The organism is Pseudidiomarina aquimaris (assembly GCF_003987395.1).
In the GTDB taxonomy this organism is placed as follows: domain Bacteria; phylum Pseudomonadota; class Gammaproteobacteria; order Enterobacterales; family Alteromonadaceae; genus Pseudidiomarina; species Pseudidiomarina aquimaris.
The window spans coordinates 176,107-202,821 of sequence record NZ_PIPT01000005.1 but is presented as its reverse complement, the minus strand read 5'-3'; the positions used below and the strand labels follow the sequence as shown (position 1 = coordinate 202,821).

17 protein-coding genes are annotated in these 26,715 nt (G+C 50.2%); 5 read left to right on the top strand and 12 right to left on the bottom strand.

The window, feature by feature from the left end; translation table 11 throughout:
• Positions 1–22: 22 nt before the first annotated feature.
• From greA to grpE, 12 genes are all read right to left on the bottom strand, one after another.
• On the bottom strand, positions 23–499 hold the full coding sequence (greA, locus tag CWE21_RS07940; RefSeq protein ID WP_126833907.1) for a transcription elongation factor GreA: 477 nt from the start codon (positions 497–499) through the stop codon (positions 23–25).
• Positions 496–3,720 (bottom strand): carbamoyl-phosphate synthase large subunit, encoded by a 3,225-nt coding sequence (carB, locus tag CWE21_RS07935; RefSeq protein ID WP_126833906.1) that lies wholly within the window; start codon positions 3,718–3,720, stop codon positions 496–498. The genes greA and carB overlap by 4 nt, the downstream gene beginning before the upstream one ends.
• A 30-nt stretch (positions 3,721–3,750) precedes the next feature.
• The gene (carA, locus tag CWE21_RS07930) at positions 3,751–4,908 is read right to left on the bottom strand and encodes a glutamine-hydrolyzing carbamoyl-phosphate synthase small subunit (RefSeq protein WP_126833905.1); all 1,158 of its coding nucleotides are present in this window, start codon (positions 4,906–4,908) and stop codon (positions 3,751–3,753) included.
• 157 nt (positions 4,909–5,065) lie between these two features.
• Complete coding sequence (gene dapB / locus CWE21_RS07925; RefSeq protein WP_241970251.1) at positions 5,066–5,857, bottom strand: 4-hydroxy-tetrahydrodipicolinate reductase; 792 nt, start codon at positions 5,855–5,857, stop codon at positions 5,066–5,068.
• Positions 5,857–7,080 carry a dicarboxylate/amino acid:cation symporter gene (locus tag CWE21_RS07920; RefSeq protein WP_126833903.1) on the bottom strand — a complete coding sequence of 408 codons (1,224 nt, stop codon included), beginning with the start codon at positions 7,078–7,080 and terminating at the stop codon, positions 5,857–5,859. Before CWE21_RS07920 ends, dapB begins: the two co-directional genes overlap by 1 nt.
• A 289-nt stretch (positions 7,081–7,369) precedes the next feature.
• Positions 7,370–8,167: a M48 family metallopeptidase gene (locus tag CWE21_RS07915; RefSeq protein WP_126833902.1), complete on the bottom strand. Its 798-nt coding sequence runs from the start codon at positions 8,165–8,167 to the stop codon at positions 7,370–7,372.
• 29 nt (positions 8,168–8,196) lie between these two features.
• Positions 8,197–9,342 (bottom strand): molecular chaperone DnaJ, encoded by a 1,146-nt coding sequence (gene dnaJ / locus CWE21_RS07910; protein WP_126833901.1) that lies wholly within the window; start codon positions 9,340–9,342, stop codon positions 8,197–8,199.
• A 112-nt stretch (positions 9,343–9,454) separates the two neighbouring features.
• Complete coding sequence (dnaK, locus tag CWE21_RS07905) at positions 9,455–11,377, bottom strand: molecular chaperone DnaK (RefSeq protein WP_126833900.1); 1,923 nt, start codon at positions 11,375–11,377, stop codon at positions 9,455–9,457.
• A gap of 154 nt (positions 11,378–11,531) precedes the next feature.
• On the bottom strand, positions 11,532–13,175 hold the full coding sequence (locus CWE21_RS07900) for a tryptophan halogenase family protein (RefSeq protein ID WP_126833899.1): 1,644 nt from the start codon (positions 13,173–13,175) through the stop codon (positions 11,532–11,534).
• Positions 13,176–13,200: 25 nt separating this feature from the next.
• The gene (locus tag CWE21_RS07895; protein ID WP_126833898.1) at positions 13,201–13,992 is read right to left on the bottom strand and encodes a hypothetical protein; all 792 of its coding nucleotides are present in this window, start codon (positions 13,990–13,992) and stop codon (positions 13,201–13,203) included.
• 118 nt (positions 13,993–14,110) lie between these two features.
• The gene (locus CWE21_RS07890) at positions 14,111–17,077 is read right to left on the bottom strand and encodes a TonB-dependent receptor domain-containing protein (RefSeq protein WP_126833897.1); all 2,967 of its coding nucleotides are present in this window, start codon (positions 17,075–17,077) and stop codon (positions 14,111–14,113) included.
• A gap of 157 nt (positions 17,078–17,234) precedes the next feature.
• Positions 17,235–17,843 (bottom strand): nucleotide exchange factor GrpE, encoded by a 609-nt coding sequence (gene grpE, locus CWE21_RS07885; RefSeq protein WP_126833896.1) that lies wholly within the window; start codon positions 17,841–17,843, stop codon positions 17,235–17,237.
• A gap of 102 nt (positions 17,844–17,945) precedes the next feature.
• Here grpE and nadK point away from each other — a divergent pair, with 102 nt between their 5' ends.
• The 5 genes from nadK to CWE21_RS07860 all read left to right on the top strand — a co-directional run bounded on the left by nadK (position 17,946) and on the right by CWE21_RS07860 (position 26,599).
• Entirely contained in the window at positions 17,946–18,836 is an 891-nt protein-coding gene (gene nadK / locus CWE21_RS07880) for an NAD(+) kinase (RefSeq protein ID WP_126833895.1), read from the top strand.
• A gap of 87 nt (positions 18,837–18,923) precedes the next feature.
• On the top strand, positions 18,924–20,603 hold the full coding sequence (gene recN, locus CWE21_RS07875; RefSeq protein ID WP_126833894.1) for a DNA repair protein RecN: 1,680 nt from the start codon (positions 18,924–18,926) through the stop codon (positions 20,601–20,603).
• 116 nt (positions 20,604–20,719) lie between these two features.
• Complete coding sequence (locus tag CWE21_RS07870) at positions 20,720–21,067, top strand: outer membrane protein assembly factor BamE (RefSeq protein ID WP_126833893.1); 348 nt, start codon at positions 20,720–20,722, stop codon at positions 21,065–21,067.
• A gap of 52 nt (positions 21,068–21,119) precedes the next feature.
• Entirely contained in the window at positions 21,120–23,861 is a 2,742-nt protein-coding gene (locus CWE21_RS07865) for an insulinase family protein (RefSeq protein WP_126833892.1), read from the top strand.
• Positions 23,862–23,944: 83 nt separating this feature from the next.
• The gene (locus CWE21_RS07860; RefSeq protein ID WP_126833891.1) at positions 23,945–26,599 is read left to right on the top strand and encodes an EAL domain-containing protein; all 2,655 of its coding nucleotides are present in this window, start codon (positions 23,945–23,947) and stop codon (positions 26,597–26,599) included.
• Positions 26,600–26,715: the final 116 nt, after the last annotated feature.

The window sequence follows — 26,715 nt, the reverse complement described above, 5'->3', positions numbered from 1 at the left end:
TCTTTTGGAATGTTAAGCAGCGTTAGATGTACTCAACGCTTACTACTTCATATTCAACTTCACCGTTGGGGGTGTTCACCCGTGCAACGTCATCAACTTGTTTGCCGATAAGCGCACGCGAGATAGGCGAGTTCACAGATATTAGGTTTTGCTTAATATCTGCCTCATCATCACCCACAATCCGGTAACGAACTTCTTTGTCAGTTGCAGTGTTATAAAGCGTCACGGTAGAGCCAAAGATAATTTTCCCTTGATTCGGTACTTTCGTGACATCAATAATCTGTGCATTTGACAATTTTGCTTCGATTTCTTGAATACGTCCCTCACAGAAACCTTGCTGTTCGCGAGCAGCGTGATACTCGGCATTCTCTTTCAAGTCGCCGTGCTCACGCGCATCTGCGATCGCTTGAATGATGCGCGGGCGATCTTCAGTTTTTAGACGCTTCAATTCCTCCCGCAGCATCTCAGCGCCGCGGGTCGTCATTGGAATTTGACTCATGCTGTTAGAACCCTTTTATGTAATGACTGCAGTGAATTTACCCGTGCTCTATCGTCTGCAGTATTGGCTTTTACGGTAGCAAAGGCTGCATTTAACGTGGTGGTGTAAATCACTTTATTCAAGAGTGCTTCACGACGAATGTAGACCGAATCTTCAATCGCCTGGCGCCCTTCGACGGTATTAATGATGTAACTGTACTCGCCGTTTTTGATTGCATCAACAATATTCGGGCGGCCTTCTTGCAGTTTATTTACCACCGAACAGGTAATGCCTTCTTCATTTAGCATCTTCGCCGTACCGCGCGTCGCTTCCAATGAGAAGCCTAAGCCCAGTAGACCGCGTGCCAGATCAAACAGCCGCGCCTTGTCGCCATCACGTACCGAAAGCAAGGCTTTACCTGCTTTCGCTAAGGCCTCACCAGCACCAAGGTTCGCTTTAGCGTAGGCTTCTTCGAAGCTTTCACCAACACCCATCACCTCGCCCGTGGAGCGCATTTCAGGACCACGAATCGGGTCGACCCCTTGGAACTTAGCAAACGGAATCACCACTTCTTTTACTGAGAAGTAAGGCGGAATCACTTCCTTCGTGTAGCCTTGTTGCTGCAATGTCTGCCCAACCATCACGCGCGCTGCAATCTTCGCTAACGGCACCCCAGTCGCTTTCGAAACAAACGGCACGGTACGCGCTGCACGCGGGTTCACTTCGATCAAGTAAACTTCATCGTCTTTAATCGCGAACTGCGCGTTCATCAGGCCATGTACATTGAGTTCAAACGCTAATTTGCGCATTTGCTCACGCAATTCGTCTTGGATTTTATCGCTCAACGAATAAGGCGGTAACGAACAGGCTGAGTCACCTGAGTGAACCCCGGCTTGTTCGATGTGTTGCATGATGCCGCCAATAAACAAGTCTTGACCGTCACAAATTGCGTCGACATCCACCTCAATGGCGTTATCAAGGAAGCGATCCAATAACACTGGCGCCGAGTTCGACACTTTAACCGCATCGGTCAAATAACGATGTAAGTCGCTCTCGTCATAGACGATTTCCATAGCGCGGCCACCCAAGACATAACTTGGACGCACGACCAACGGATAGCCAATTCGCTCTGCTTCGCGTAATGCTTCGTCAACCTTGGTAACCGTGGCATTTTCCGGCTGTTTCAAGCCGAGTCGGCGCACTGCACTTTGGAAGCGCTCACGGTCTTCCGAACGGTCAATCGCATCAGGTGAAGTACCGATAACTGGCACGCCATTCGCCTCAAGCTCACGGGCTAGTTTGAGTGGTGTTTGACCACCGTACTGCACGATAACGCCCTTCGGCTGCTCGACACGCACAATTTCTAGTACGTCTTCTAAAGTGATCGGCTCGAAATACAAGCGATCAGAAGTATCGTAATCGGTCGAAACGGTCTCTGGGTTACAGTTCACCATAATGGTTTCGTAACCGTCATCACGCAGAGCTAATGCAGCATGCACACAGCAGTAATCGAACTCAATACCTTGACCAATACGGTTCGGGCCGCCACCAATCACCATGATTTTCTCACGATCCGACGGTGCAGCTTCACACTCCTCGTCGTAGCTTGAGTACATGTAGGCAGTGTCTGAGGCGAATTCTGCCGCACAGGTATCCACTCGCTTATACACCGGCAAAACATTTAGCTCATGGCGACGACGACGAATCTCGCCCTCGGCCACATCCAGAATGTCGGCGATACGTGCATCCGAGAAGCCTTTGCGCTTCAGCACGCGCAGCACACGCTCGTCGAGTCCTGCCATGCCAAGCTTCTGAATCTCAGCTTCCAGTAGAACGATCTCTTCGATCTGAATGAGATACCATTCATCGATACGCGTCTGTTCAAACACATCGCGCACAGTCATACCTAAACGGAAGGCATCAGCGATGTAGAAAATACGCTCTGCACCTGGCTCTTTCAGTTCGCGAATAACTTTGCCACGCGCTTCTGGGTCAGCTGGGTCAACCATCGGGTCAAAGCCAGTTGCACCAATTTCCAAGCCACGTAATGCTTTTTGTAGCGACTCTTGCTGGTTACGGCCGATAGCCATCACCTCGCCGACTGACTTCATTTGCGTCGTCAGACGGTCATTACAGCCTGCAAACTTTTCGAAGTTAAAACGTGGGATTTTAGTCACAACATAGTCGAGCGCCGGTTCAAACGAAGCAGGTGTGACCCCACCGGTAATTTCGTTTTCAAGCTCATCTAGGGTGTAGCCCACAGCTAACTTGGCAGCGACTTTAGCAATCGGGAAACCGGTCGCTTTGGACGCCAGCGCTGACGAACGCGACACGCGCGGATTCATTTCAATCACAACCATGCGACCCGTATCAGGGTCAACGCCAAACTGTACGTTTGAACCACCGGTTTCAACACCAATCTCACGCAACACCGCCATCGCCGCATCACGCATCAACTGATATTCTTTATCGGTTAAGGTTTGGGCCGGCGCTACGGTGATCGAGTCACCGGTATGAATTCCCATGGCATCGAAGTTTTCAATGGCACAAACAATGATGCAGTTGTCATTTTTGTCGCGCACCACTTCCATTTCGTACTCTTTCCAACCAATCAGCGATTCGTCGATAAGCAACTGATTGGTGGTCGAAAGGTCGAGACCGCGACGACAGATCTCTTCAAACTCTTCGCGGTTATAGGCAATACCGCCACCGCTGCCACCCATGGTGAACGATGGGCGGATAATGCACGGGAAGCCTAGGCGGTCAAGTACATCGAAAGCTTCGTCAAGACTATGCGCAACTTCAGCGTTAGGAGTCTCAAGACCAATCGCTTTCATGGCTTTGTCGAAACGATCACGGTCTTCCGCTTTGTCAATGGCATCTGCATTCGCGCCAATCATCTCAACATTGTACTTCTCAAGTACACCGTGGCGATCAAGGTCGAGCGCACAGTTCAACGCTGTTTGTCCGCCCATGGTTGGCAATACTGCGTCTGGACGTTCAACTTCAATAATTTTGGCTACTACTTCCCAATGAATCGGCTCGATGTAAGTCACATCAGCCATTTCTGGGTCGGTCATGATGGTCGCTGGATTCGAGTTCACCAAGATGACTTTATAACCCTCTTCGCGCAGCGCTTTACACGCTTGTGCGCCCGAGTAATCAAATTCACAGGCCTGGCCGATAACGATAGGGCCAGCGCCAAGAATGAGGATGCTCTTTATGTCGGTACGTTTTGGCATAATTTAATTCGTCCTCCGTTCCGGCAACGCTTACGCGTGCTGGCTCATCAATTCAATAAAGTGATCAAACAATGGCGCTGCGTCATGTGGCCCTGGGCTCGCTTCTGGGTGGCCTTGGAAGCTAAAGGCTGGAACATCTGTACGGTGAATGCCCTGCAGCGTGCCGTCGAACAGTGACTTATGTGTCACTTTCAAATTGTCTGGGAGGTTATCCTCGGTTACCGCGAAGCCGTGGTTCTGACTGGTAATCATCACCCGACCCGTCGCCAGATCTTGCACTGGGTGGTTCGCGCCATGGTGACCAAACTTCATTTTGCCAGTCTTGGCACCGCTAGCGAGCGCAAGTAATTGGTGGCCTAAACAGATACCGAAAACCGGCAGTTTGGCCTCGATGAGCTCACGAATTGCAGTAATTGCATAATCACAAGGCTCTGGGTCGCCAGGTCCGTTCGATAAAAATACGCCATCTGGGTTCATTGCCAAGACATCCTTGGCTGGCGTCTGTGCTGGCACCAGCGTGACTTTACAGCCGCGGTCCGCCAACATCCGTAGAATATTGCGCTTACAGCCATAGTCATAAGCAACGACGTGAAACTTCGGTTCTGTGAGCTCACCAAAGCCTTCACCTAACTGCCAACTGGTACTCGTCCACTCGTGTGGTGTACGAATCGTCACTTCTTTGGCCAAATCCATTCCTTTCAAACCAGGAAAGCCTTGTGCCAATTCCAATGCTTTGTCGACATCGAGCTCGCCGTCCACATTACCAGCCATGATGCAGCCGTTTTGAGCACCCTTTTCACGTAGAAGACGGGTTAGCTTGCGCGTATCGATGTCAGCGATGCCAACTACGTTACGCTGCCGCAGGTAGTCACCGAGTGACTGCTCTTGCCGGAAGTTGCTAGCTTTAAGTGACATGTCACGGATCACCAGACCTTTAGCCCAAACGCGGTTGGATTCTTCGTCTTCGTGGGTCGTGCCGTAATTGCCAATGTGGGGATAAGTAAGAGTAACGATTTGTTCAGCATAGGAGGGATCGGTGAGAATTTCTTGGTAGCCAGTCATTGCAGTATTAAAAACAACTTCGCCGACTGCGGTACCACCGGCACCGATAGCTGTGCCGTGAAAAACAGTTCCATCCGCAAGCACCAGAATGGCTTTGCTCGCTGAATGGCTCGCTAGAATACTCAAGGTTAACCTCCGTACATAAAAAAACGGGTGAATCAAAAATTGACTTCCCCGTTGATTACCTTGCACCAGCTTAAAAGTGCGCGTTTTCAGCTTGCCAACTTTGCGTCGGCAAATTGGTCGTATTCTATTAAAAAAGCGCTGCTGCGTCTAGCTAAATTTACACCAATAACTTTCTCAAGTGTGCCGTTAAATTGAGACTATCAGCCATGCGGTAGCGGCCCGCTGGCTGTCGCACAAGCCATTGTGCCGCCTGCAGCGCGCCACGAGCAAAAATCCGCCGGTCACTGACCCGATGGTTTAGCTCAACACGCTCGCCCGGCTGGGCCAGCAAAACCGAATGCTCGCCAATAATGTCCGCCGCACGAATCACCGAAAAACCAATACTTTCAGCTTGCCGGAGCCCATCACCACGCACCCCTGCACTGACCTCCGCTAAAGTGGTACCACGCCCGCGTGCTGCCGCCTCACCGAGCACCAATGCCGTACCGGAAGGACCGTCGCGCTTGGCACTATGGTGCGCTTCGGTAATTTCAATATCGGCATCAGGTAAACTCGCACTGGCCAGCTCGACTAATTGCTCCAACAAACAAATACCCACGCTGGTATTTGCCGCATAAAGCACGGGTACTGATACGGCGGCCCGATCCAAAAGGCGGTGCTGCTCAGCAGCAAGTCCAGTCGTGCAGACCACAAGAGGCGCACCTAAGCGCTCAGCTAATTCTACGTTTGCTGGCAACGCTGCCGGCAAACTAAAATCAACCAGCACATCAACCGCAGCCGCCGTCAGTTCGCTGCCATCAATGAACTGCAAGCCCGCTACTGTTCTCTCGCCGCGCTTGGTTGAGTGCGCACCGACGATAGCTGCAGCAGGCTCTAGACCTTGCGTCTGTGCCTCATGTAATACAGCTTGTCCCATGCGCCCACTTGCGCCAATTACTCCAATCTTCATTATGCTGTCGATTCCGTTGCTAGCTGCTGTTCTCGTTCTTGTCGACCTAACACCACCGACACTGCCATATCGCCCGTCACATTCGTGGCTGTGCGCATCATATCGATAATCCGATCAACCGCTGCGATGAAGGCTATCCCCTCAAGCGGTAAGCCTACCACATTTAAGGTTACCGTCAGCATCACTAATGCGGTACCGGGCACGCCGGCAGTTCCTATCGAGGCCAAAGTCGCCGTCGCAGTAATCAACAAGTAATCGGTGAATTCCAACGGAATACCGTAAAGCTGGGCAATAAAAATCGACGCAATCGCTGGGTAAATACCGCCACAACCATCCATATTTATGGTTGCCCCAAGCGGCAGCACAAAGCTCGCGTAGGACTTCTTGACCCCAAGTTTCTCCGTAATCGCTTGGTGTGCGGCCGGAATCGTGCCAAAGCTACTGCACGTAGTGAAGGCTACCAATTGCGCGGAAAATACCGACTTAAAGAAATACCACGGCGACATCCCCGCAAGTTTTACCATTGTCCCGTAGGTCAGGAAAATGTGTAGCAAACAGGCCAAGTAAATTGCACCAATAAAGGCAGCTAAGGGCGCCAAACTCGATAGTCCGTAATGCCCGACCACCCAGGCCATCAAGCCGAGCACCCCAAGCGGCGTCAACTCTAGAACCATTTTGGTGATGCGGTACATGACTTGCGCACCCGCTTTAAGCACATTCCCTAAAGCTCGAGCAGGCTCGCCCACCTGACGAATAGCAATGCCCACCAACGCGGCAAAAACCACTATTTGCAAGATCTTACCTTCCGACAGCGCCGCAAAAGGGTTCACCGGAATCATATTCAAGAACACCGCCGCCGGACCGGGAACTTCTTTTTCCTGATAATCCGCCGCCGCGCTCAAATCTTGCGCCGCCGTCACGTCCAACAAACTGCCGACGCTCAAGCCAATAACACTGGCGATAACGGCAGTTAACAGGAATAAACCAACCGTCTTCGCACCAATCTGGCCAAGCCCCTCGCCCTCACCAAACTGCAGAATCGCATTCCCGATGGCGCAGAAGATCAGCGGCGCAACGAGCATTTTCAGCGCACGAATAAACAAGTCACCCAAGGGTTTGAGTTGGACCGCGTACTCCGGCACCACTAAACCTGCCACAATACCGAGCACGAATGCTCCGAGTACCCGTTGCCAAAACGGAATCGCAAACCAAGCTTTCAACATACTATCTCTACTTTGTCGAATTTGGGCTATTGTACGGCGCTTGTGGGTTTTGCGATTAGATCGATTCGTTATGCGTTATGCAAAGAGCGTTGTTTGCTGTTCGATGTTCGATGTTCGCTGTTCGCTGTTCGTTTAAACCAAAAGCGAGTGAGCGTGAGTGGAAGCTTGGGCGGAAAGTTTAGGGTGTCTGCCGCAGGGACGCGGCAGGCAAGCCCCCACGGATGGGTTCACGGCGTCCCTAAACTTTTCGCCCACGTTTCCGCTTGGAGCGAAGAACGCCTTGAGGTTTTTACGGTTTTGGGCAGTTGGCGCGGGGGGCTTGGCGGAATGTTGGCATTGCCTCAGCGCTAAGTTGTTCGAGGGCGTCGATACGTGTTTGCGGCGATGGGTGCGTGGAGAGAAACTCTGGTGGCGTTGGACCACCTTGTTTCGCCATATTGCGCCATAACTCAGCAGCTTCGCGTGGATCATAGCCCGCAGCAGCCATATAGCGCATTCCTAATTCGTCAGATTCGCTCTCGTGAATACGCGAGTATGGCAAGATGTAGCCCAATTGCACACCGACCCCGAGCACCCCCATGATAAGCGCCGCTTGGTCGCTATCCATTTCCTGACCAATGAGCATCCCGCCAAGTTGCAGGCCCAGACCTGCCGCGAACTGATTCGACATCCGCTCGTTGCTGTGTTGCGCGATGACATGACCAATCTCATGGCCAATGACAGCAGCGAGTTGGTCAGGGGTTTCGGCAACATTGATGAGTCCGATGTAAACGCCGATCTTACCGCCAGGTAAAGCAAATGCGTTCACCTGCTCACTTTCAAATACCGTAACGTCCCATTGCTGCTGCGACCAAGGCGATGGCAGTACGGCAATGAGGTCGTTGGTAATACATTGCACGTATTGATTGAGTGCAGGGTCTTGCGAAACTTTTTCTTTTTCTTTGATAGAGCTGTAGCTTTGCGCACCTAATTGAGCCAGCTCATCACTGCTAAACAGTTGCAATTGCGAACGACCTGTTGGTGATTGCGTACAAGCCGCTAAACCGACTACTGCCGCTGCAATTAAAGCCTTCTTAAAGGTGCGCATATGCTTTCTCCTAGCTCACACCTCCGCGCTTAGCTACGGAGGTCATCAAAGAAACGTTTCACGCCATCGAAAAAGCCTTTTTCTTTTGGTCGATAGCGCGCGGCTTCCTCACCGCTACCCATCGAATCATCGAGTTGGCGTAATAAATCTTTCTGTTCATCTGACAAGTTCACTGGTGTTTCCAGTACCACTTTACAGATCAAGTCACCGGTGGCACCCGTGCGAACTGAGCGAACCCCCTTGCCACGCATACGGAAGAGTTTGCCGGTTTGGGTTTCCGCCGGAATCTTTAATTTCACTTTGCCATCTAAGGTCGGAACTTGAATTTCGCCGCCCAACGCAGCATGAGTGAAACTTAAAGGTACTTCACAATACAGGTTATTGCCATCGCGTTTGAAAATCGGGTGCTCTCGAACATGTACTTGCACATACAAGTCGCCCGCTGGAGCCCCCATCTCGCCCGCTTCACCTTCACCATTTAAGCGGATACGGTCACCGGTATCAACGCCTGCCGGAATTTTTACATTCAAGGTCTTCGTGCGTTCGACACGGCCTTCACCGTGACAGGTACGACATGGGTCCTTAATAACCTTGCCACGACCGCGGCAATGAGGGCATGGCTGTTGCACCGCGAAAAAGCCTTGGCGCATTTGAATATGGCCTGCACCGTGACAGTGCGAGCAGGTTTCTGCGCTACTGCCATTGCGTGCGCCTGAACCATCACAGTCTTCACACTCGGACAATTTTGGAATCTTTAATTCAACTTCTTTGCCGCGAACAGCTTCTTCCAGCGACAATTCGAGGTTGTAACGTAAGTCGGCACCGCGTTGCGCTTGTGCGCGACCACCGCCACGACGGCCGCCACCAAAGATATCACCGAACACATCACCAAAAATATCCGCGAAGTCAGCTGCGCCAGCACCACCGCCACCAAAGCCACCTTGGCCTTGCTCAAAGGCTGCGTGCCCGTATTGGTCATAGGCCGCACGTTTTTGCGGATCCATGAGGACCTCGTACGCTGCTTTGACTTCTTTAAACTTAAGCTCAAGCTCTTTATCACCCTTGGTACGGTCTGGGTGATACTTCATCGCCATGCGCTTATAAGCTTTTTTGATGTCGCGTTCGCTGGCATCTCTGCTTACGCCCAGCACTTCATAAAAATCTGGTTTCGCCATAATCTTGCGTCTTCCACTTTTCTAAATTTGCTTTGTCCTGACACAAACACACGGAGGCCACCTGCTGGCAACCCCCGTGCGTTGTTATCACAGACACCCGGTGGGCGTATGTTTACTTTTTCTCGTCGTCTTTGACTTCTTCAAACTCAGCATCAACAACGTCATCGTCTTGCTTCGCTTGTTGCTCACCAGCACCTGCATCAGCGCCAGCTTGCTGTGCTTTTTGTTGTGCCGCTTCCATGAGCTTGCTAGAAGCTTCGATCAAGGCCTGCTGCTTGGCTTCGATTTGTTCTTTATCGTTGCTCTTCACAGCCGCTTCAAGTTCACTGATAGCCGCTTCGATTTTCTCTTTCTCAGCACTATCTAAGCTGTCGCCAACTTCTTCAAGTTGCTTACGGGTTGCATGCACAAGGCCGTCAGCTTGGTTGCGAACCTGCACCATTTCCTCGAACTTACGATCTTCTTCAGCATGCGCTTCAGCGTCACGTACCATTTTTTCGACGTCGTCATCGCTCAAGCCTGAAGAAGCCTTAATGGTGATCTTCTGCTCTTTACCAGTGTCTTTGTCTTTCGCCGACACATGTAAGATACCGTCAGCATCAAGATCAAAGGTTACTTCGATTTGCGGTACGCCACGTTGAGCCGGACGGATACCTTCTAAGTTAAACTGACCAAGTGATTTGTTGTCGGCAGCGCGCTTACGCTCACCTTGAATCACATGGACGGTTACCGCTGACTGATTGTCTTCGGCAGTTGAGAAGGTTTGCGACTGTTTCGTAGGAATCGTCGTGTTCTTCTCAATCAACTTGGTCATCACGCCGCCCATGGTCTCGATACCCAGCGACAATGGGGTTACGTCAAGCAACAGAACGTCTTTCACGTCACCTTGCAATACACCCGCTTGGACCGCAGCACCTACCGCTACCGCTTCATCAGGGTTAACGTCACGACGTGGTTCTTTACCGAAGAAATCGGTCACGGCTTGCTGTACTTTCGGCATCCGTGTTTGACCACCTACCATGATGATATCTTGGATATCACTCACTGATAGATCCGCGTCAGCAAGTGCTTGTTTTACTGGCTCCAATGACTTGGTGATCAAGTCTTCGACCAGTGACTCAAGCTTCGCACGCGTTACTTTAATCGCTAAGTGCTTAGGACCGGTGTTGTCTGCAGTGATGTACGGCAGGTTTACTTCGGTCTGCTGTGCTGATGACAATTCAATCTTCGCTTTCTCAGCAGCCTCTTTCAGACGTTGCATCGCTAACGGATCTTTGCGTAAGTCGATGCCTTGGTCTTTATTGAACTGCTCTACTAAGTAGTTGATCAAGCGGTTATCGAAGTCTTCACCACCAAGGTGCGTGTCACCATTGGTCGCCAATACTTCAAAGGTGTGCTCGCCTTCAACTTCGTCGATTTCGATGATTGAGATATCGAAGGTACCACCACCTAAGTCATATACTGCGATGGTGTTGTCACCTTTCTTCTTGTCCATACCGTACGCAAGAGCTGCGGCGGTTGGCTCGTTGATAATACGCTTCACTTCAAGACCAGCGATACGACCCGCATCTTTGGTTGCTTGACGCTGCGCATCGTTAAAGTAAGCCGGAACCGTAATAACAGCTTCAGTTACTTTCTCACCAAGGAAGTCTTCTGCGGTCTTTTTCATCTTCTTCAAGATTTCCGCAGAAATTTGTGGTGGCGCTTTCTTGTCATCGTTGATTTCGACCCAAGCATCGCCATTGTCAGCTTCGACGATTTTGTACGGCATAATGCCGATATCGCGCTGGACTTCCTCGTCTTTAAAGCGACGACCGATCAAGCGCTTGATTGCGAAAAGGGTTTTATTCGGGTTGGTTACCGCCTGGCGCTTGGCCGGCTGACCCACTAATGTTTCACCGTCGTCGGTAAACGCAACCACTGAAGGGGTTGTACGATCACCCTCAGCGTTTTCGATAACGCGTGCTTTGTCGCCGTCTAATACAGCAACACATGAGTTAGTCGTACCTAAATCAATACCAATAATTTTGCCCATGACTGTCTCCAAACTCCAACATTCAAATTACTTTGTTATTCCTGATATGGGGCATCTTTAACTTTTTTCAATGCCCACTCAGGTATTTCATCTTTGGTTGACAGTGTTATGGGGTTGCGAAAAAGGATTACAAGTCTTGTGGTTAATTTTTTTCTTAAATCCAGCCTTTTGGACGTGCTGCCTTCGGGTAATCCTGCATGCCAAGTGCCTGTTGCAGCCAAAGCTCGTGCGGCGGTAGCATTTGTCGCGCCATTTGAAGGCGTTGCAAAATCGCTGGATTCACTTGTGTGGGTGGACGACGCTCACCGAACCACTGATCACATTCTTTTTGCAGGAATTCCATGCCATAGAGAATGCACTCGTAACTTTCATGATTCCATAGGCCGCCGGTATCAACCGGTGCACGTGCATCTTGCCGGCCATTCCCGATAGGTGGTAGCGCGGACGTGTCTTGCCCTAACATGGCAGCAAAGTTTTGGTCTTGGAAATCATGCGGACTTGGCGGCTTGCGGCGCCAGTAGTCAAATTTTGCCTGTAAACGGTCGGTGATATGCTCTCGCTCTTGCACAGTACGCCAGAACTCCGTGTCGGTGCGCTTGGTGAGGCAATAGTGCATATTAATGAAATCAAGGATCTCATAGTAGCGGTTGGTCATCAGGCGATTGTAGCGCGCGGCGAGCATCTCTTGGTCTTCACGACGCCATGGGAAGTGCTCCGCCAACAAGACCGCGCCCAAGTCACTCAGGTAGAGGCCTGTTGACTCTAACGGCTCAATGAAGCCACCAGAAAGACCGATAGCAACGCAATTGCCCTGCCACTGTTGATGACGACGGCCGGCTTTAAATGGAATAAAGCGACACGGTAAATCGTCTGTATTACCGCCCTGGTAAGCACGCATTTCACGCTCGGCAGCTTCTTCGTCAATAAAGGCACTGGAATGCACATAGCCAATCGAACGACGGGTTTGCATAGGAATGTCCCAGATCCAACCGTTCGACAACGCTGTGGCGGTCGTATAAGGCCGCACCATGCCGGGGTAATGCGTGTCATAGGGCACGTGCATTGTCACCGCACGATCGCAAAGCAGGTACTTGCCAAAATCCTCGTAGCCGACGCCCATTTCTTTTTCTAACAGCAGCGAGCGGAAACCCGTACAGTCGACAAAAATATCGGCCGTGATTTCTTGGCCTTTGTCAGTGGTGACGCTGGCAATATCGCCATTGGCGTGCTTTTTCACCTGCGCCATGTTAGCCTTGGTATGCACCACGCCACGCGCCGTGGAGAAATCGCGTAAATAGTCGGCAAACTTTTGCGCATTCATTTGGTAGGCATAGTTGAGCCGTGCGCCCATGCGCCATTCACCAAACATAACTGGAGCGCGACCCCACTCACAAATGAGCGGCTGTATGGAACAAGTTTCCATGAACGGCACACTGCGGTCAGAGCGCAGCCAGTTACTGCCAGCATAATCGATGGGGTGGGTGCGTAAACTACTGAACGGGTGATGGTAGAAGCTATTGTCGTTATGCACCCAATTCACGTACTTAATCGACTGTTTAAACGTACCTTCGGTAACGCGCATGAATTCCATTTCATCGATACCAATAGCCGCTAATAGGTGTCGCATCGACGGAATGGTTGCTTCACCAACTGAAATACGGGGTGTATCCGGTGACTCGAGCAGTTCGATATCAACGCGGTGGTCATTACCACGACGATTCAGCGCACCATTAAGATAAGCAGCTGCCATCCAGCCTGCCGAGCCGCCACCGACAATAAGAATCTTCCGCTTTTCCATACCCAACTCCGCTTATGCTTTGTAATTATGAATCGTAACCTAACAGCGCCCGCAAACCTGGAGCAGCGTAATCCACCAATTTGCGCTGTTGTTCAGGAAGCTCATTGGGAATTGAAAATGCCGTATTGCTGAGGTTGTCGCGATAGGTACCGCTTTGCTCACGGTCGGCCCCCACACGAATGCGCTCACGCCAGTCCGCGGGGAATTCACGTAAGTTCAGTGGCGCCAGCAACTCGCGGAAGTAGGTTTCAGCAGCGTCGGTATCGAGATTCACAACATGATCGCGAAGTTCTTCGTAGCGCACCAGTTTCACTCCGGTACCCAACCATGCCGCAGCGTTGTTATCGAAGATATCGGCCAATGAGGGAACCTTCTGATGGATACCAAAAATCATCATATTGAGGATTTCTTCGAGGTTTATTTGGCCCGCTTTAAGATGCTCAAGGTTGCCTTGGAAATTGTCTGACAGGAAGAAACGTGCGCGCGCTAAAACCCAATCATACGGGTCTCGAACGACGACAATATGTTGGGCTTTGTGCAACGCAATGCAGGCCTCATCGGAGAACAGCAGATGCCCCCAACTTAATTTCGGCTGCAACGGGTTAAAAGCACCAACATGCTGACGCAAAACCGGGATCTGAATAAAAGTATCGTGGTATTGCTGATTCACTGGAACAAACATCCGAAAGATATTGCGGATGAGGTGCGTACCACATTTAGGAACTGAATTTAAAAATACGGGAACGGTTAGAACTTGTTGTTCAAAGTCCTGATTACGCTCGTTAAGGGTATCAGGCTTAGTCACAATACGCGCCATTGTCTACTCACTGTTGTTGTTATTAGTTCTATGAGTGTGCCATTTTCATGGCCTATAAAAAAGAAAATGCCGACAAAAAGTCGGCATTTTATCTTAGTGCTTGTCTCTACACTGCTAATTAAAAGTCGTAAGCAATGTTGACGAACGCACGGCGACCTAACCAGTCATACTGACTGTAGAACGCTGCGTTACCTACACGTGTAGTATAGGCGTTCGATGAAATTTGCGGTGCTTCTTTATCGAATGCATTCGCAACACCGAACGTCACGCTAAGACCCTCATCTATGAAGTCACGCGTCACAGAAAGTGCGTGATACGTAACTGAAGGCGTTGCTAGGTCAACTCGAACGGTTTCCCCCCAGTAAGTTGCATCATCACGGTACTCACCGTCACCATAAAACTCATGGTTCGACGCATCACCGATATAACGGGCGGTCCAGTTAAAGGTCCAATCGCCTTTCATCATTGCGAAGTTGAAGTTACCTACGTGCTCAGGACGACCTAAGCGGCCAGCGCGGTCTTGACGCTCACTGGTAGGCAACAACTTGCTCGAAGCTTCGATTTGGTAAGTGTGCTCATAGCTCAATTCGAACTCAGCAAAATCAGTAGAGAACGGATAGCTCATTTGCAAATCGATACCACGGTTGACCTGACTCGCAATGTTCAGGTACTCACCTTGGACTTCTTCGATACGTAAGTCAGTATCGTTACGGAAGAACTGATCACACAACGGCTCGGTCGAGAAGTTCTGAGATGCATAGCAACCACCAACAATTTCACCCGCTGACAGAAGCGTTACCTCACCTTCAATTTCGATATCGAAATAGTCAATACTCATCGCAAAATCAGTGAAACTCGGTGTCCATACTACGCCTAAAGTTCGCGCAGTTGAGGTTTCTGCTTTCAGCTTACCGAAACCACCTCCGGTGACAACCTCTGCAGAAATCGCACCGCCCGGATAATCGTCTGGAATACCGTCAGCCGCACAATTCGCCGCTACGATGTCAGAAGTACTGCCATCCTCAACGCCTTGCCCCCAACGAACACATGGGTCGATACGCTGACCTACGAAGCTTGTTTGGTCATTCAAGAACAGCTCATACAGCGCTGGTGAACGGAACGAGGTGCCTTGTGATGCTCGAACGCGTAGGTCTTCAGTAATCGACCAGTTCAAACCCATTTTGTATGTTGTATCACTGCCGTAAGTCGATACATCAGTGAAGCGCCCTGAAATAGATGCGTCGAGTCTTTCAACTAATGGTAAATCTCGGACAACTGGAATCTGTAATTCTGCGAAAGCTGCGCGAGTGAGTGATTTACCGCGGGTGATACCTGCTGATGACATGCCCCAACTGTTCCCCTGCAGCGTTACTTCTCCAGGAGTATCGTTGATTTTATCTTGTTGGAATGACAAGCCTGCAGCCATGCCGACAAAGCCAGCTGGAAGCTCCATCAAGTCGCCCGTGATAATACCTTCCAGCGTACGTTGTTCGTAGATGGTGTTACCGGTTTCGCTGCCAAACAAGAAGTCTTGCATTTCCGGGCTGATGTTACCCGCCAAGAATTGCGGATCGAGCCATGGAATATCTTTACACGGAATGCCACGTACCGACAGTTCCATGCCTTCACATGAACCTGTTAGGAAGTTCTGATCGAAGATAGCGTCTTGATAGATGATTTTCTGCTGATAATCACCGTCACTGCGGCTGTCTTGATAGTTAATATCCCAGTACCAATCGCCAATAGAGCCTTCGATTCCGGCCACAAAACGACGGTAATCAACGGTGATTTCACTACCAGAATGATCAGTGATCGCGGTTGGGCTTAACCACTGTGCACCCGTCCACCCTTCACTGCGCGAATCGCCAGCGAAGAAGTTTTCGTTGTAGATGTAGCTCCAGAACTGACGATAACCATTGGTGGTGGTTTTACGACGGTTTAGCAACACCTCTGTGTACAAAGTAGTGGTATCTGATGCCCAGTATTCACCTTCAACGAAGACGGTTGCGACTTCGGTTTCTGGCGACAAGGTTTCAAGATCTTGGAAAGGATGGTCAGCATTGGTTACGCCGAAAGATTCGCGGTCGTAAGCAACTGGGTACCAGCCTTCTGGCGTACGCATTGAGTTAGGGCCGGTCGCACGCTCATTAAACGAATCGAGGTATTGACCTAAGTCGCCATCGTAATCGTACTGCGCTTTCGCGCCTGGAGGAACTTCGTCAGAGTAATCATAAATCCAAACATGACCCCAAAGTAAGTCGTTACAATGGTATTCGTTGGTACGCGGGTCAACTACATCAACACGCTCACCTGAGTCTGGATCAAAGAAGTACGGGTTTGCACAAGCAAACACATCACGGTCACCGCGCGCAAGCTCTTGAGTACGCTGATAGTCACCGACTACGCGCACTGAACCGCTGTCAAAGCTGCGGCCCATAGTACCGCTTAGGCGGAACTGCGCACCGCCGTCGTCCATCGGCTGACTCATGTTCAAGTTGAGGCTACTTTCATCACCTGATTTGGTGATGATGTTCACAACACCTGCAACCGCATCAGAACCATATAGTGAAGAGGCACCATCTTTCAGGATCTCAACACGCTCAACGGCAGACAAAGGCATGATGTTTAAGTCAAACGCAGAAACCTGACCACGCGTACCCGCAGGACCGATACGACGGCCATTCAAGAGTACGAGAGTACGGTTTGCGCCGAGGCCGCGAAGTGAGAAGGTTTCAGTACCTGTACCACCTTCAGTTACGAATGCAGTAGAAGTCGCAGCGGTGATCTGGTTTGAACCAGCTGCTACAGTTGAGGTGCGCAGCAAGTCACCTAGAGTGACAAGACCTTGGTCAACCGCGTCACTCGCATTGATGATCTCTACAGGCGCCGCTTGGTCTAAACCATCAGTGCGAATACGCGAACCAAGTACTTGGATTTTTTCTTGCGGCTCTTCTGCAACCGCATTATCGTTTTCGTCGTCAGAGCCGGTGTCTTGCGCAAATGCTGCTGGGCTAGTTGCGGCAAAAACGCAGCCCATAGCAATCGCCAAGCGACTCAGCTTCAACTCTTCGAGGAATGTAGTCATAAGACGTCCTTTATTGTTTTTATGATAATTATCATCAGGGAACAGGAAAGCGCAGGCTTTGCCCCTAACAAATGATAATAAACCATAAAAACGAGTTTACAACCCAAAATGCGGGATTGGACGTCTTACTCGTTTAATTCGTCCGTCTTACGACGGTTTAGTTTTTGACCACCATCACCATCGCCGGACGTAGCAATCGGCCACTCAAGGTGTAGCCTTTTTGCATGACCGCTAGGATAGTGTTGTTGTCTTTACCCTCAGCCGCTTGCATCGACATTGCTTGATGTAAATCCGGATTGAAAGCTTCGCCCTCTTCGCCGACAGCCTCTACGCCAAACTTATTGAGCGTGCTCAACAGACTCTTATGCGTTAACTCGATTCCCTCGAGGAAGTTGGCATTAATGGTTTCTTCCTGATCCGCAATCGCTAATGCGCGCTCAAGGTTGTCAACCGTGGTCAGAAGCTCATTGGCGAACTTCTCTAGCGCAAACTTGTGGGCTTTCTCTACATCTTGCGCCGCGCGGCGACGCACGTTTTCCATTTCTGCCACGGCACGCACAGCGCGGTCCTTTGACTCATCGGCACGCTGCTCGGCTTGACTCAAAGCTAATTCAAGTTCAGCGATACGCTCGTCTGCTGCGGTCGACAATAGTTCCTCTTCATTTGTGTCCGTAGCATTACTTTCTGTCTGCTCGGTCGTCACTTGCTCGTGCTCCTCAGCTGCAACTTTTTGCTCATTTTCCTTCGCAGAATCGTGTTGGGTCATGTTTCGTTACTCTTTCAATGTGATATAACTAAGCTTGTGCTCAGTTATGGGGGCGTGATTTTTTGATTCAAGGTATTTTGCATAAAAATCGAGGGAAGTTTTATGGCGAATCCACAGGCGCTAGCCTTTCAACGCATTGCTCTACTCGGTAAGGTCAACCATGAGGCGACCCGTGCCACGCTCCTTACCTTGGAACAAGAGCTGGGCGCCCTTGGCTTGGACGTCATTATTGAAGAACGCACCGCACAACAACTGGATAAGCGCGAACGTCGAACACTTCCACTTGAGCAACTCGGTGAAGCGGCAGATCTTGCCGTGGTCGTTGGCGGTGATGGTAATATGCTCGGCGCAGCGCGAATTCTTTGCGAGTTTAACGTCGCGGTGGTCGGCGTCAACCGCGGCAACCTTGGCTTTCTGACCGATATTGACCCCGACCATGTGATGCAACAGTTGCGTGCGGTATTAAACGGCGATTACATCACCGAGGAGCGCTTCTTGCTGCAAGCAGAAGTGATCCGAGACGGCCATCGTCATAACGTCGGACGCGCCATCAACGAAGTGGTACTGCATTCCGACAAAGTCGCACATATGATCGAGTTCGAGGTCTATGTTGACAGTGACTTCGTCTACAGTCAGCGCTCTGATGGCCTCATCGTCAGCACTCCAACCGGTTCTACTGCCTATTCTCTTTCTGGTGGCGGCCCGATTTTGACGCCCGGTTTAGACGCCATTAGCTTGGTGCCAATGTTCCCGCACACCTTAAGTAGCCGCCCAATCGTGGTAGGTGCTAATTGCACGCTGCACCTAAAACCCTCACCCGACAACGGCAACCTGCAATTAAGTTGTGATGGTCACATGCGCATGGAGGTACTCCCCAAAGATGAGGTGTTGATTCACAAATACGCCTATACCCTCACCCTTTTGCATCCAAAAGATCATAGTTACTTCAAAGTCTTACGTAACAAACTCGGTTGGGGCAGTCGACTCTTTTAAGCACTGGCTTGCATTACTGTATAAATACTGTATAACTACTGTATGTAAACACAGTAGTTGTAGCACGTTATGCGTAAGGAGCTTTCTATGTTGGTGCATCTACACGTTCGCAATTTTGCCGTGGTACGGCAACTCGACGTTGATTTTAAACAAGGTATGACAGCCATCACTGGCGAAACCGGGGCAGGTAAATCCATTGCACTGGACGCCTTAGGGCTGTGTCTTGGTGATCGTGCCGATAGCGATACGATACGCCCAGGTGCAGAAAAGGCCGAAGTCATCGCCAGTTTCCAGTTAGTGACCGCAGGCCCAGCGGATGCATGGCTAAAAAGTCAAGAGTTGAGCGATGAGGCGGAACCCGATCACTGCGTATTGCGTCGGGTGATTACCCGTGAAGGACGCTCTAAAGCTTGGATCAACGGCTGCCCCGTGAATGTGACGCAACTGAAGCAACTGGCACCATTACTCGTCAACATTCATGGCCAACACGAGCATCAGTTGTTAACTAAGCCAGAACATCAACTCGAACTTTTAGATGCTTACGCGCGCCACGCTGATTTATTGAACGAAGTAAGCGAGGCTTACCGTCAGTGGTACAGCTTACGGAAAGAACAAAAGCAAGCTTTGCAACAACAAGAAGAACGTCAAGCGCGGGCGCAATTGATTCGTTATCAAGTTGAAGAACTCGACCAGTTTGCGCTGCAAGAAGGTGAATATGAAGAGCTCGAGCAACTTCACAAGAAGCTTAGTAATAGCTCCGCTCTGCAAGAAGACAGTCAATTTGCAGTGAACGCCCTGTTTGAGGGAGAGCACAACAATGCCTACGGACTTGTGCAAGCGGCTGTGCAAAGATTAGAGCAGCAACTGGACAATGACCCTGAACTGGAACCTGCGGTGAAGATGCTGCGTGAAGCGAGCGTACAGATTGAGGAAGCGGCACGTGAGTTGCGCCACTACAGTGATGCTATTGAGTTGGATGAAGCTGAGCTGGTCAATGCCGAAAAACGTGTCACACAAGCGGTTCAATTAGCCCGAAAGCATCAAATTGAACCCACAGCTTTACCTGGTCTTCACAAGCAACTTACCAGCGAATTAGCAGAACTTGATGCCGCTGCTGATGCGTTAGCAAATTCAGATGAAGCAGTACAAGCTGCAGCCAAACATTACCGTAAATGCGCAGCTAAACTCTCGACCCAGCGACAAAAAGCGGCACAAGAACTGAGTGAGCAGATTTCGCACTCAATGCGCGAACTAAATATGCCGCATGGCCGCTTCGTGATTGCCGTGGATCATCAAGCCGAGGCACCTGCAACGCGCTTAGGTACCGATAATGTGCAGTTCCAAGTGACCACAAACCCAGGACAGCCGCTACAATCGCTAGCTCGCGTTGCGTCAGGCGGTGAACTCTCGCGCATTAGTCTCGCCGTGCAAGTTATCGCGGCCGCACAAATGACAACTCCTACGTTGATGTTTGACGAAGTCGACGTGGGCGTGAGTGGTGCGACTGCGGCAACTGTCGGCAAACTTTTGCGACAGCTCGGCCAACAGAACCAAGTGATCTGTGTTACCCACTTACCGCAAGTCGCAGCTCAGGCTCACCAGCAATTGCGCGTCGATAAAACAACCGATGGTGAGCACACTGAAACACAAATGGTCACACTCGATCATGATAACCGCGTTATTGAGTTAGCCCGCCTGCTCGGCGGTGATCGAATTACCGATACGACTAAAGCAAATGCGAAAGAGTTACTCGCCAACGCCAGTTGAGTGAACGTTTCCACAATTATTCGGTCAATCTAAACACTGCAAGGCTAGTTATTCGGCCTTGCTTTGTTTATCATCGGAACTATTGAACTCCATAAAAAAGAAGTTAAGTCGCATTTATGAAGAAATTATTGTTGGCAGGCCTAGTGATCACCCTTAGTGGTTGCTCCGTATTTGATGGTCTAGTGCACCGAATTGATGTGCCACAAGGCAACTACTTAGAACAACGTGACGTTGACCAATTACGTATCGGTATGTCGAAAGAACAAGTTAATTATGTTCTAGGGGCTCCCGTCGCTGAGAACGTTTTCGCAGACGACACTTGGTACTATGTTTTTAACATGAATTCAGGTAGTGGGAATGATTACCGTCGCAGTGTGACGCTGACCTTTGTCGATAATCAACTGAGCGATTACGCTGGCGACTTTGATCGCCCTAAGAACTTTGACACGCCGCTGGATCAATAATCAGGCTGTTGCCAGCGCACTTCCGTCATTTTAAGCACAACATGGGGAGTGTATGGAACCGAGCAGCCGCCTCGAGCGCTTTACTGACATTATAAAAAGTCCGACAGACCATCGCGATTACGCGATGGTGACCTTGTCGAATGGTTTACGCTGCACGCTTGTTCATGACCCAGAAGCTCATCAAAGTACAGCAGCCCTGGCAGTTGCCGCAGGTCACTTCCAAGATCCCCTCGAAAACCAAGGTCTCGCGCATTTTCTCGAGCATATGCTTTTTTTAGGAACTGAAAAGTATCCTGAAGCCACTGCCTATCAAGACTTTATTCACCAACACGGTGGCCACCACAACGCGTGGACCGGAACCGAGTACAGTAGCTATTATTGCAGCGTCGACGCGCCTAGCTTTGCCGAAGCACTGGATCGTTTTTCACGTTTTTTCTATCAACCGACATTCAATCCCGAGTGGATTGCAAAAGAAGTCAATGCCATTGAGTCCGAGTTCCAGTTAAAACGAAAAGACGAGCTTCGGCGGCTGTATCAGGTGCATAAAGTCACTGCTAACCCAGCGCATCCGTTTTCTAAATTTTCGGTTGGGAATTTTAATACGCTCACTAACAAAGGCGACACGACTGGCCTCGATCAGCACATGCGAAGCTATTTTTCGACTTGGTACCGAGCCAACCGCATGACACTCGTTCTGGCAGGACCGCAATCGCTTGATGAACTCGAAACATTGGCGATTGCATGTTTTCAGTCGATCCCAGGTAACGGTGCCACCGTTACCCCCGAACAGGCGCCACTTTATTTGCCTGAACAAACCGGCATACAGCTCCATGTGCGCCCACTCAAGGATGCTCGGCGACTCATACTCGCCTTCGCTTTACCCAGCATTGACAAAGACTACCCATACAAGACAACCAGTTTCATTGCCCATTTATTGGGTTATGAAGGTCCTGGTAGCCTCTATGCCGAGCTGCACCATGCCAATTTAATTAATAGTCTGGCCGCAGGTGGCGGCATTAGCGGTAGTAACTTCAAAGACTTTAATCTGAATATGCAACTTACCGAATATGGGTTGCAACACACCGATCGGATTATTGCGGAAGTATTAGCCGCTATCGACCGTATAAAGCATGAAGGGCTTGAAGACTGGCGTTACAAAGAGCGACAAGTTGCGATTGCCAACGCGTTCCGTTTTCAGGAACCGGCCCGAACCGCAGATTTAGCCCCTCAACTCGCTATTAATATGCATCATTATCAGCCACACGATTTAATCTTTGGTGATTATCGTATGGACCAACTGAATGTCAGTAAGGCGCGCGAACTGTTGGACTGCATGCGCGCTGACAATTTACGCGCGACACTTATTCACCGTCAGGTTGAGGTTGATCAACACGAGCCGATTTATGGTACTGATTATCAGGTGCGTCCGTTTACCGAAGCGCAGCTGGAGTTTTGGCAAAGTGCCGAGGTCTCGGCAATTCAGTTACCTGGACCCAACCCTTATTTGCACCCTTTACGGCCACCGCAAGCGCTTAGCGAACCGGTCTCGCGCGACCCACGCCAGCATCAGTTAGCCGATGGGCTAACCTTGTGGCATTTGCAAGACCCTGACTTTCGGGCGCCAAAGGCCCATATTTATTGTCAATTTACGCTACCGAATGTCACCGCAAGTGCGACCCACTATGCCAGTGCACGATTATGGTGCGAGTTGATGATCGACCGCCTCAATGAGGACTGCTACGATGCAGAAATTGCCGGCTTGCATTTCAATATTTATCCGCAGCATTATGGTATCACTTTGCACATCAGTGGTTACTCGCAAGGAATTGTAGAGCTCAGCCGAGATTTGCTCGAGCGGCTACAAACAACTCGGTTCAGTGAATCGCGTTTTGCCGATATTAAACAAAAGCTGTATGTCAATTGGCAGTCGGCCCTCGCCAATAAACCATTGAACCTTTTGTTTGCCCGGTTAAATGTACTTTTGCAGCCGCACATGTATGCACTCAGCGATCTTGCCGAAGCACTGGCGCAAATTACGCGCTCAGGCTTTGACGATTGGCAACAGCAGCTATTTGCAGAGGTTGAGTTAAAACTGTTTGCCCATGGCGACCTCACCCAAGAAACACTGCGTCCGTTAACCGAGTGCGCTCAGCAGACCTTTAGCATGCAGGCAAATCTGCAAGCGAATATGCCAGCGACACGCGACCTCGCCGAACTAAAGAGTTCGGGAAAGCTTGAAACGCGCGGGCAGCTTCTGACACGGCATACCGACCATGCCGCCATGTTGGTAATTCAAGGCAGCGATACCAGTGTCTTGCAGCAAACCTGCATGTTATTACTCAATCAATTTATTCAGCCGCATTTATTTAATGAGCTGCGAACTCGCCAACAGCTTGGCTATCTGGTGGGAAGTACCTATATGCCGATTGAGCAGCGCCCGCACCTGTTGATGTATGTGCAATCAAGTAATTCGAAGGCGCCCGAGCTATGTAAGGCCATCGAAGCGTTCCGCAAGCATTTTTTGCAGCAATTTGATGAGCGCATTCACGACGAATTAGACCAAGTGAAGGGGCACCTTATTCGTAAGTTACGCGAACCTGACACGAATTTGAGGTTACGTAGTCAACGTTTGTGGAGCACAATTTCGCCAACTGACGTAAGTTTTGACCGCCTCGAAAAAATGGCTCAACAGCTAGAAGTCAACACAACTTCTTTTTTCATCAAAGAATTAGCTGAAATACTAGCTACAACAGGGCATCAAGGCTATATTACCGCGAGTCCTAAAGAACTTTGACAGCCCCTAAATTATTGGGTAAGTTGAGCGGTATAACAAAAATAAGAGTTGTGCCGAAACACAACCCACCAATGGGATGACACGTGCGCTTTAATACACAATTTAGAAAGTGGTGGATAGCTTGTACCCATAACAGAATCGTTCTGGGGCTTAGCGTTGCCACTTTTTTAGTAATCTTCACCAGTGTATTTGGCATCCCCACAGCCTCTGCGCAAGTTGCCTCTGGCAACGATTGGCGGGTTGAGCTGATAACGTTGCGCGTAGCAAATAAACCCATTAGCGCAGACACTCTTGATGAACGCAACCTCGCGCAACTCTATAACGCCACACAACTTCACGTACCTCGCCTGCAAGAGCCGCTAACTATCGAGTTTGGAGCTCCTTACGCTCCTAGTGCGCAGAAACTCCGCTACCGCTATAAGTTAGACGGCTTTGACGCCAACTGGATTTACACAGACGCAGATTATCGCCGCGCAACCTATACTAATCTTGATTTTGGTAGCTATACCTTTCGTGTAGAAGCCTCGCCTAACGGTAATTACTGGTTCGGTACCCGTACCATTGAACTTGATGTTGCAGCACCGCTCTGGCTATCGCCATGGGCTATCGCCTTTTATGCCGCGCTGCTGATTGGTGTTTTAGTCGGCGTAGGCGCTATCATCAGTACGCGCCGCCAAGCCATTCACCTGCTGCGTGACAGCGAAGAACGGCTAAAACTGAGCTTGTGGGGCAGTGGCGACCAATTGTGGGATTGGCATATCGATACTGACGAGTTGCACCGTCATAATACCTGGCGGCAATTAAAGACCTTTCCCGAAGATGGGATTCGCTACGGTGATGACAGTGGCAAATCCAACATCCATCCGGCCGACATTGCAAAGGTTCGTTGGACACTGCGAAATTATCTTGAAGGCAAAACCGACCATTATGAGCAAACCTACCGTGTCGCCTCAAACAAAGGTTGGATGTGGGTTCTCGACCGCGGCAAAATAGTCACCTACGATGACCAGCAACGTCCGCGTCGTATGACTGGTACCCTTAAAGACATCACGCCGCTGGTGACCGCTGAAGAACGGCTAAAAATGCTTGCCGCGTCCATCACCAATATCTCTGATGGCGTCTGCATTTACGATGCGCAATTCAACGTTGTTGAAACTAACCAGTCATTTACGCGCATCACCGGCTATCGTCGCGATGACATGATTGGTCGCTCCCTGCGTTTCAGCTTGTACAGCCCTGATCACCTTGAACAAATCAAGCAAATTGTCCAGCAACAAGGAACTTGGCACGGCGAGTTAGAGGACCTACGCAAAGACGGTACCGTGTACCAAATGGAATTAACCCTTGATGCTATTCGTGATGAAAGCAAAGAGATTTCCTATTACGTTGCTACGTTCTCAGATATCACCGATCGTAAAAACGCCGAGCGCGAACTACGGCGACTGTCGAACACCGATACTTTAACCGGTCTACCCAACCGTTCCTATTTCCAAGTAAGTCATTCGAATCTGGTGCGCAAACGCATTATGCATGCCCTCCTCTTGTTCGATCTCGATGACTTCAAGAAGATCAACGATTCCCTCGGCCACGAGGTCGGAGACCACTTATTAATGCATGTTGCCGAACGTGTCGGCGAAGTAGGCCGCCCGCAAGATACTTTCTATCGCCTCGGCGGTGATGAATTTATTCTGATGCTGGAAGACACGACCGATGTGCGCGTGATCACTTCTGCGGCGAAACGCATTCTTGAGTGTTTGTCCCAGCCGTTCCATATCAGCGGTCACGATATTGTGGTCAGCAGTTCCATTGGTATCGTGGTCTATCCGAACGACGGACAATCATCACAGGAACTCCTGCAGAATGCCGATACGGCGATGTACCATGCCAAAAATCGTGGTGGTGCAACCTATCAATTCTTTAATGAGTCGATGAACAAAAACGCAGTGCGGCGTTTACAAGTGGAGAACCAATTGCGCCACGCCCTACGCAATAACTATCTGCAAGTTCATTACCAACCAAAAGTTTCCTTGCGCTCAAATAAGTTCGTTGGCTTAGAGGCTCTAGTTCGGCTTGAAATCCCTGATGTGGGAGTGGTCAGTCCCGCAGACTTTATTCCGCTCGCCGAAGAAACTGGCTTGATTATCGATGTGGGTGAACGCGTATTACGGCAAACCTGTCGCGACATGCGTGAATGGGTTGAAGCAGGTGCCGTACAAGGCCGCGTTGCAGTTAACCTGTCCGCCAAGCAGTTCCTGCAGCCTGACTTAGCGAAGCGCATCATGAGTATCTTGCAGGAAGAGAAGCTGCATCCGAGCTACTTGGAATTAGAGATCACCGAAGGGGTTGTCATGGACGATCCTGAGCGAGCCATTGAAATCATGACCGAGCTGAATAACTTAGGCATTCACCTTGCACTTGACGACTTCGGCACCGGCTATTCATCGCTTGCCTATTTGAAGCGCTTCCCAATTCAAACACTGAAAATCGACAAAGCCTTCATTGACGACATTAATGGTGCTGAGCGCGATCGCAATATGGTCGCCTCCATTGTCGCCATGGCGCACAATCTCGGCCTCGATGTTGTTGCAGAAGGCGTGGTAAATCTTGAACAGGCAGCAACCTTGAACAATCTCAACTGTGAGTTTGCACAAGGCTTCTTATTTGCAGAGCCATTGCGTCGCGAGAATTTCTTAGCACACATTGGTACCACGCTGGCGACGCTAAAAAATAATCCTTAACGAGGCTGCCACAAAACGTTTTCGCGGCCTAAGGCGCGCAACAATGTCATGCGTTTTTGTGACATAAATAAAGGCAGGACGATCGGTCCAAGCATCAGCGCAGCAAAACCCCAACG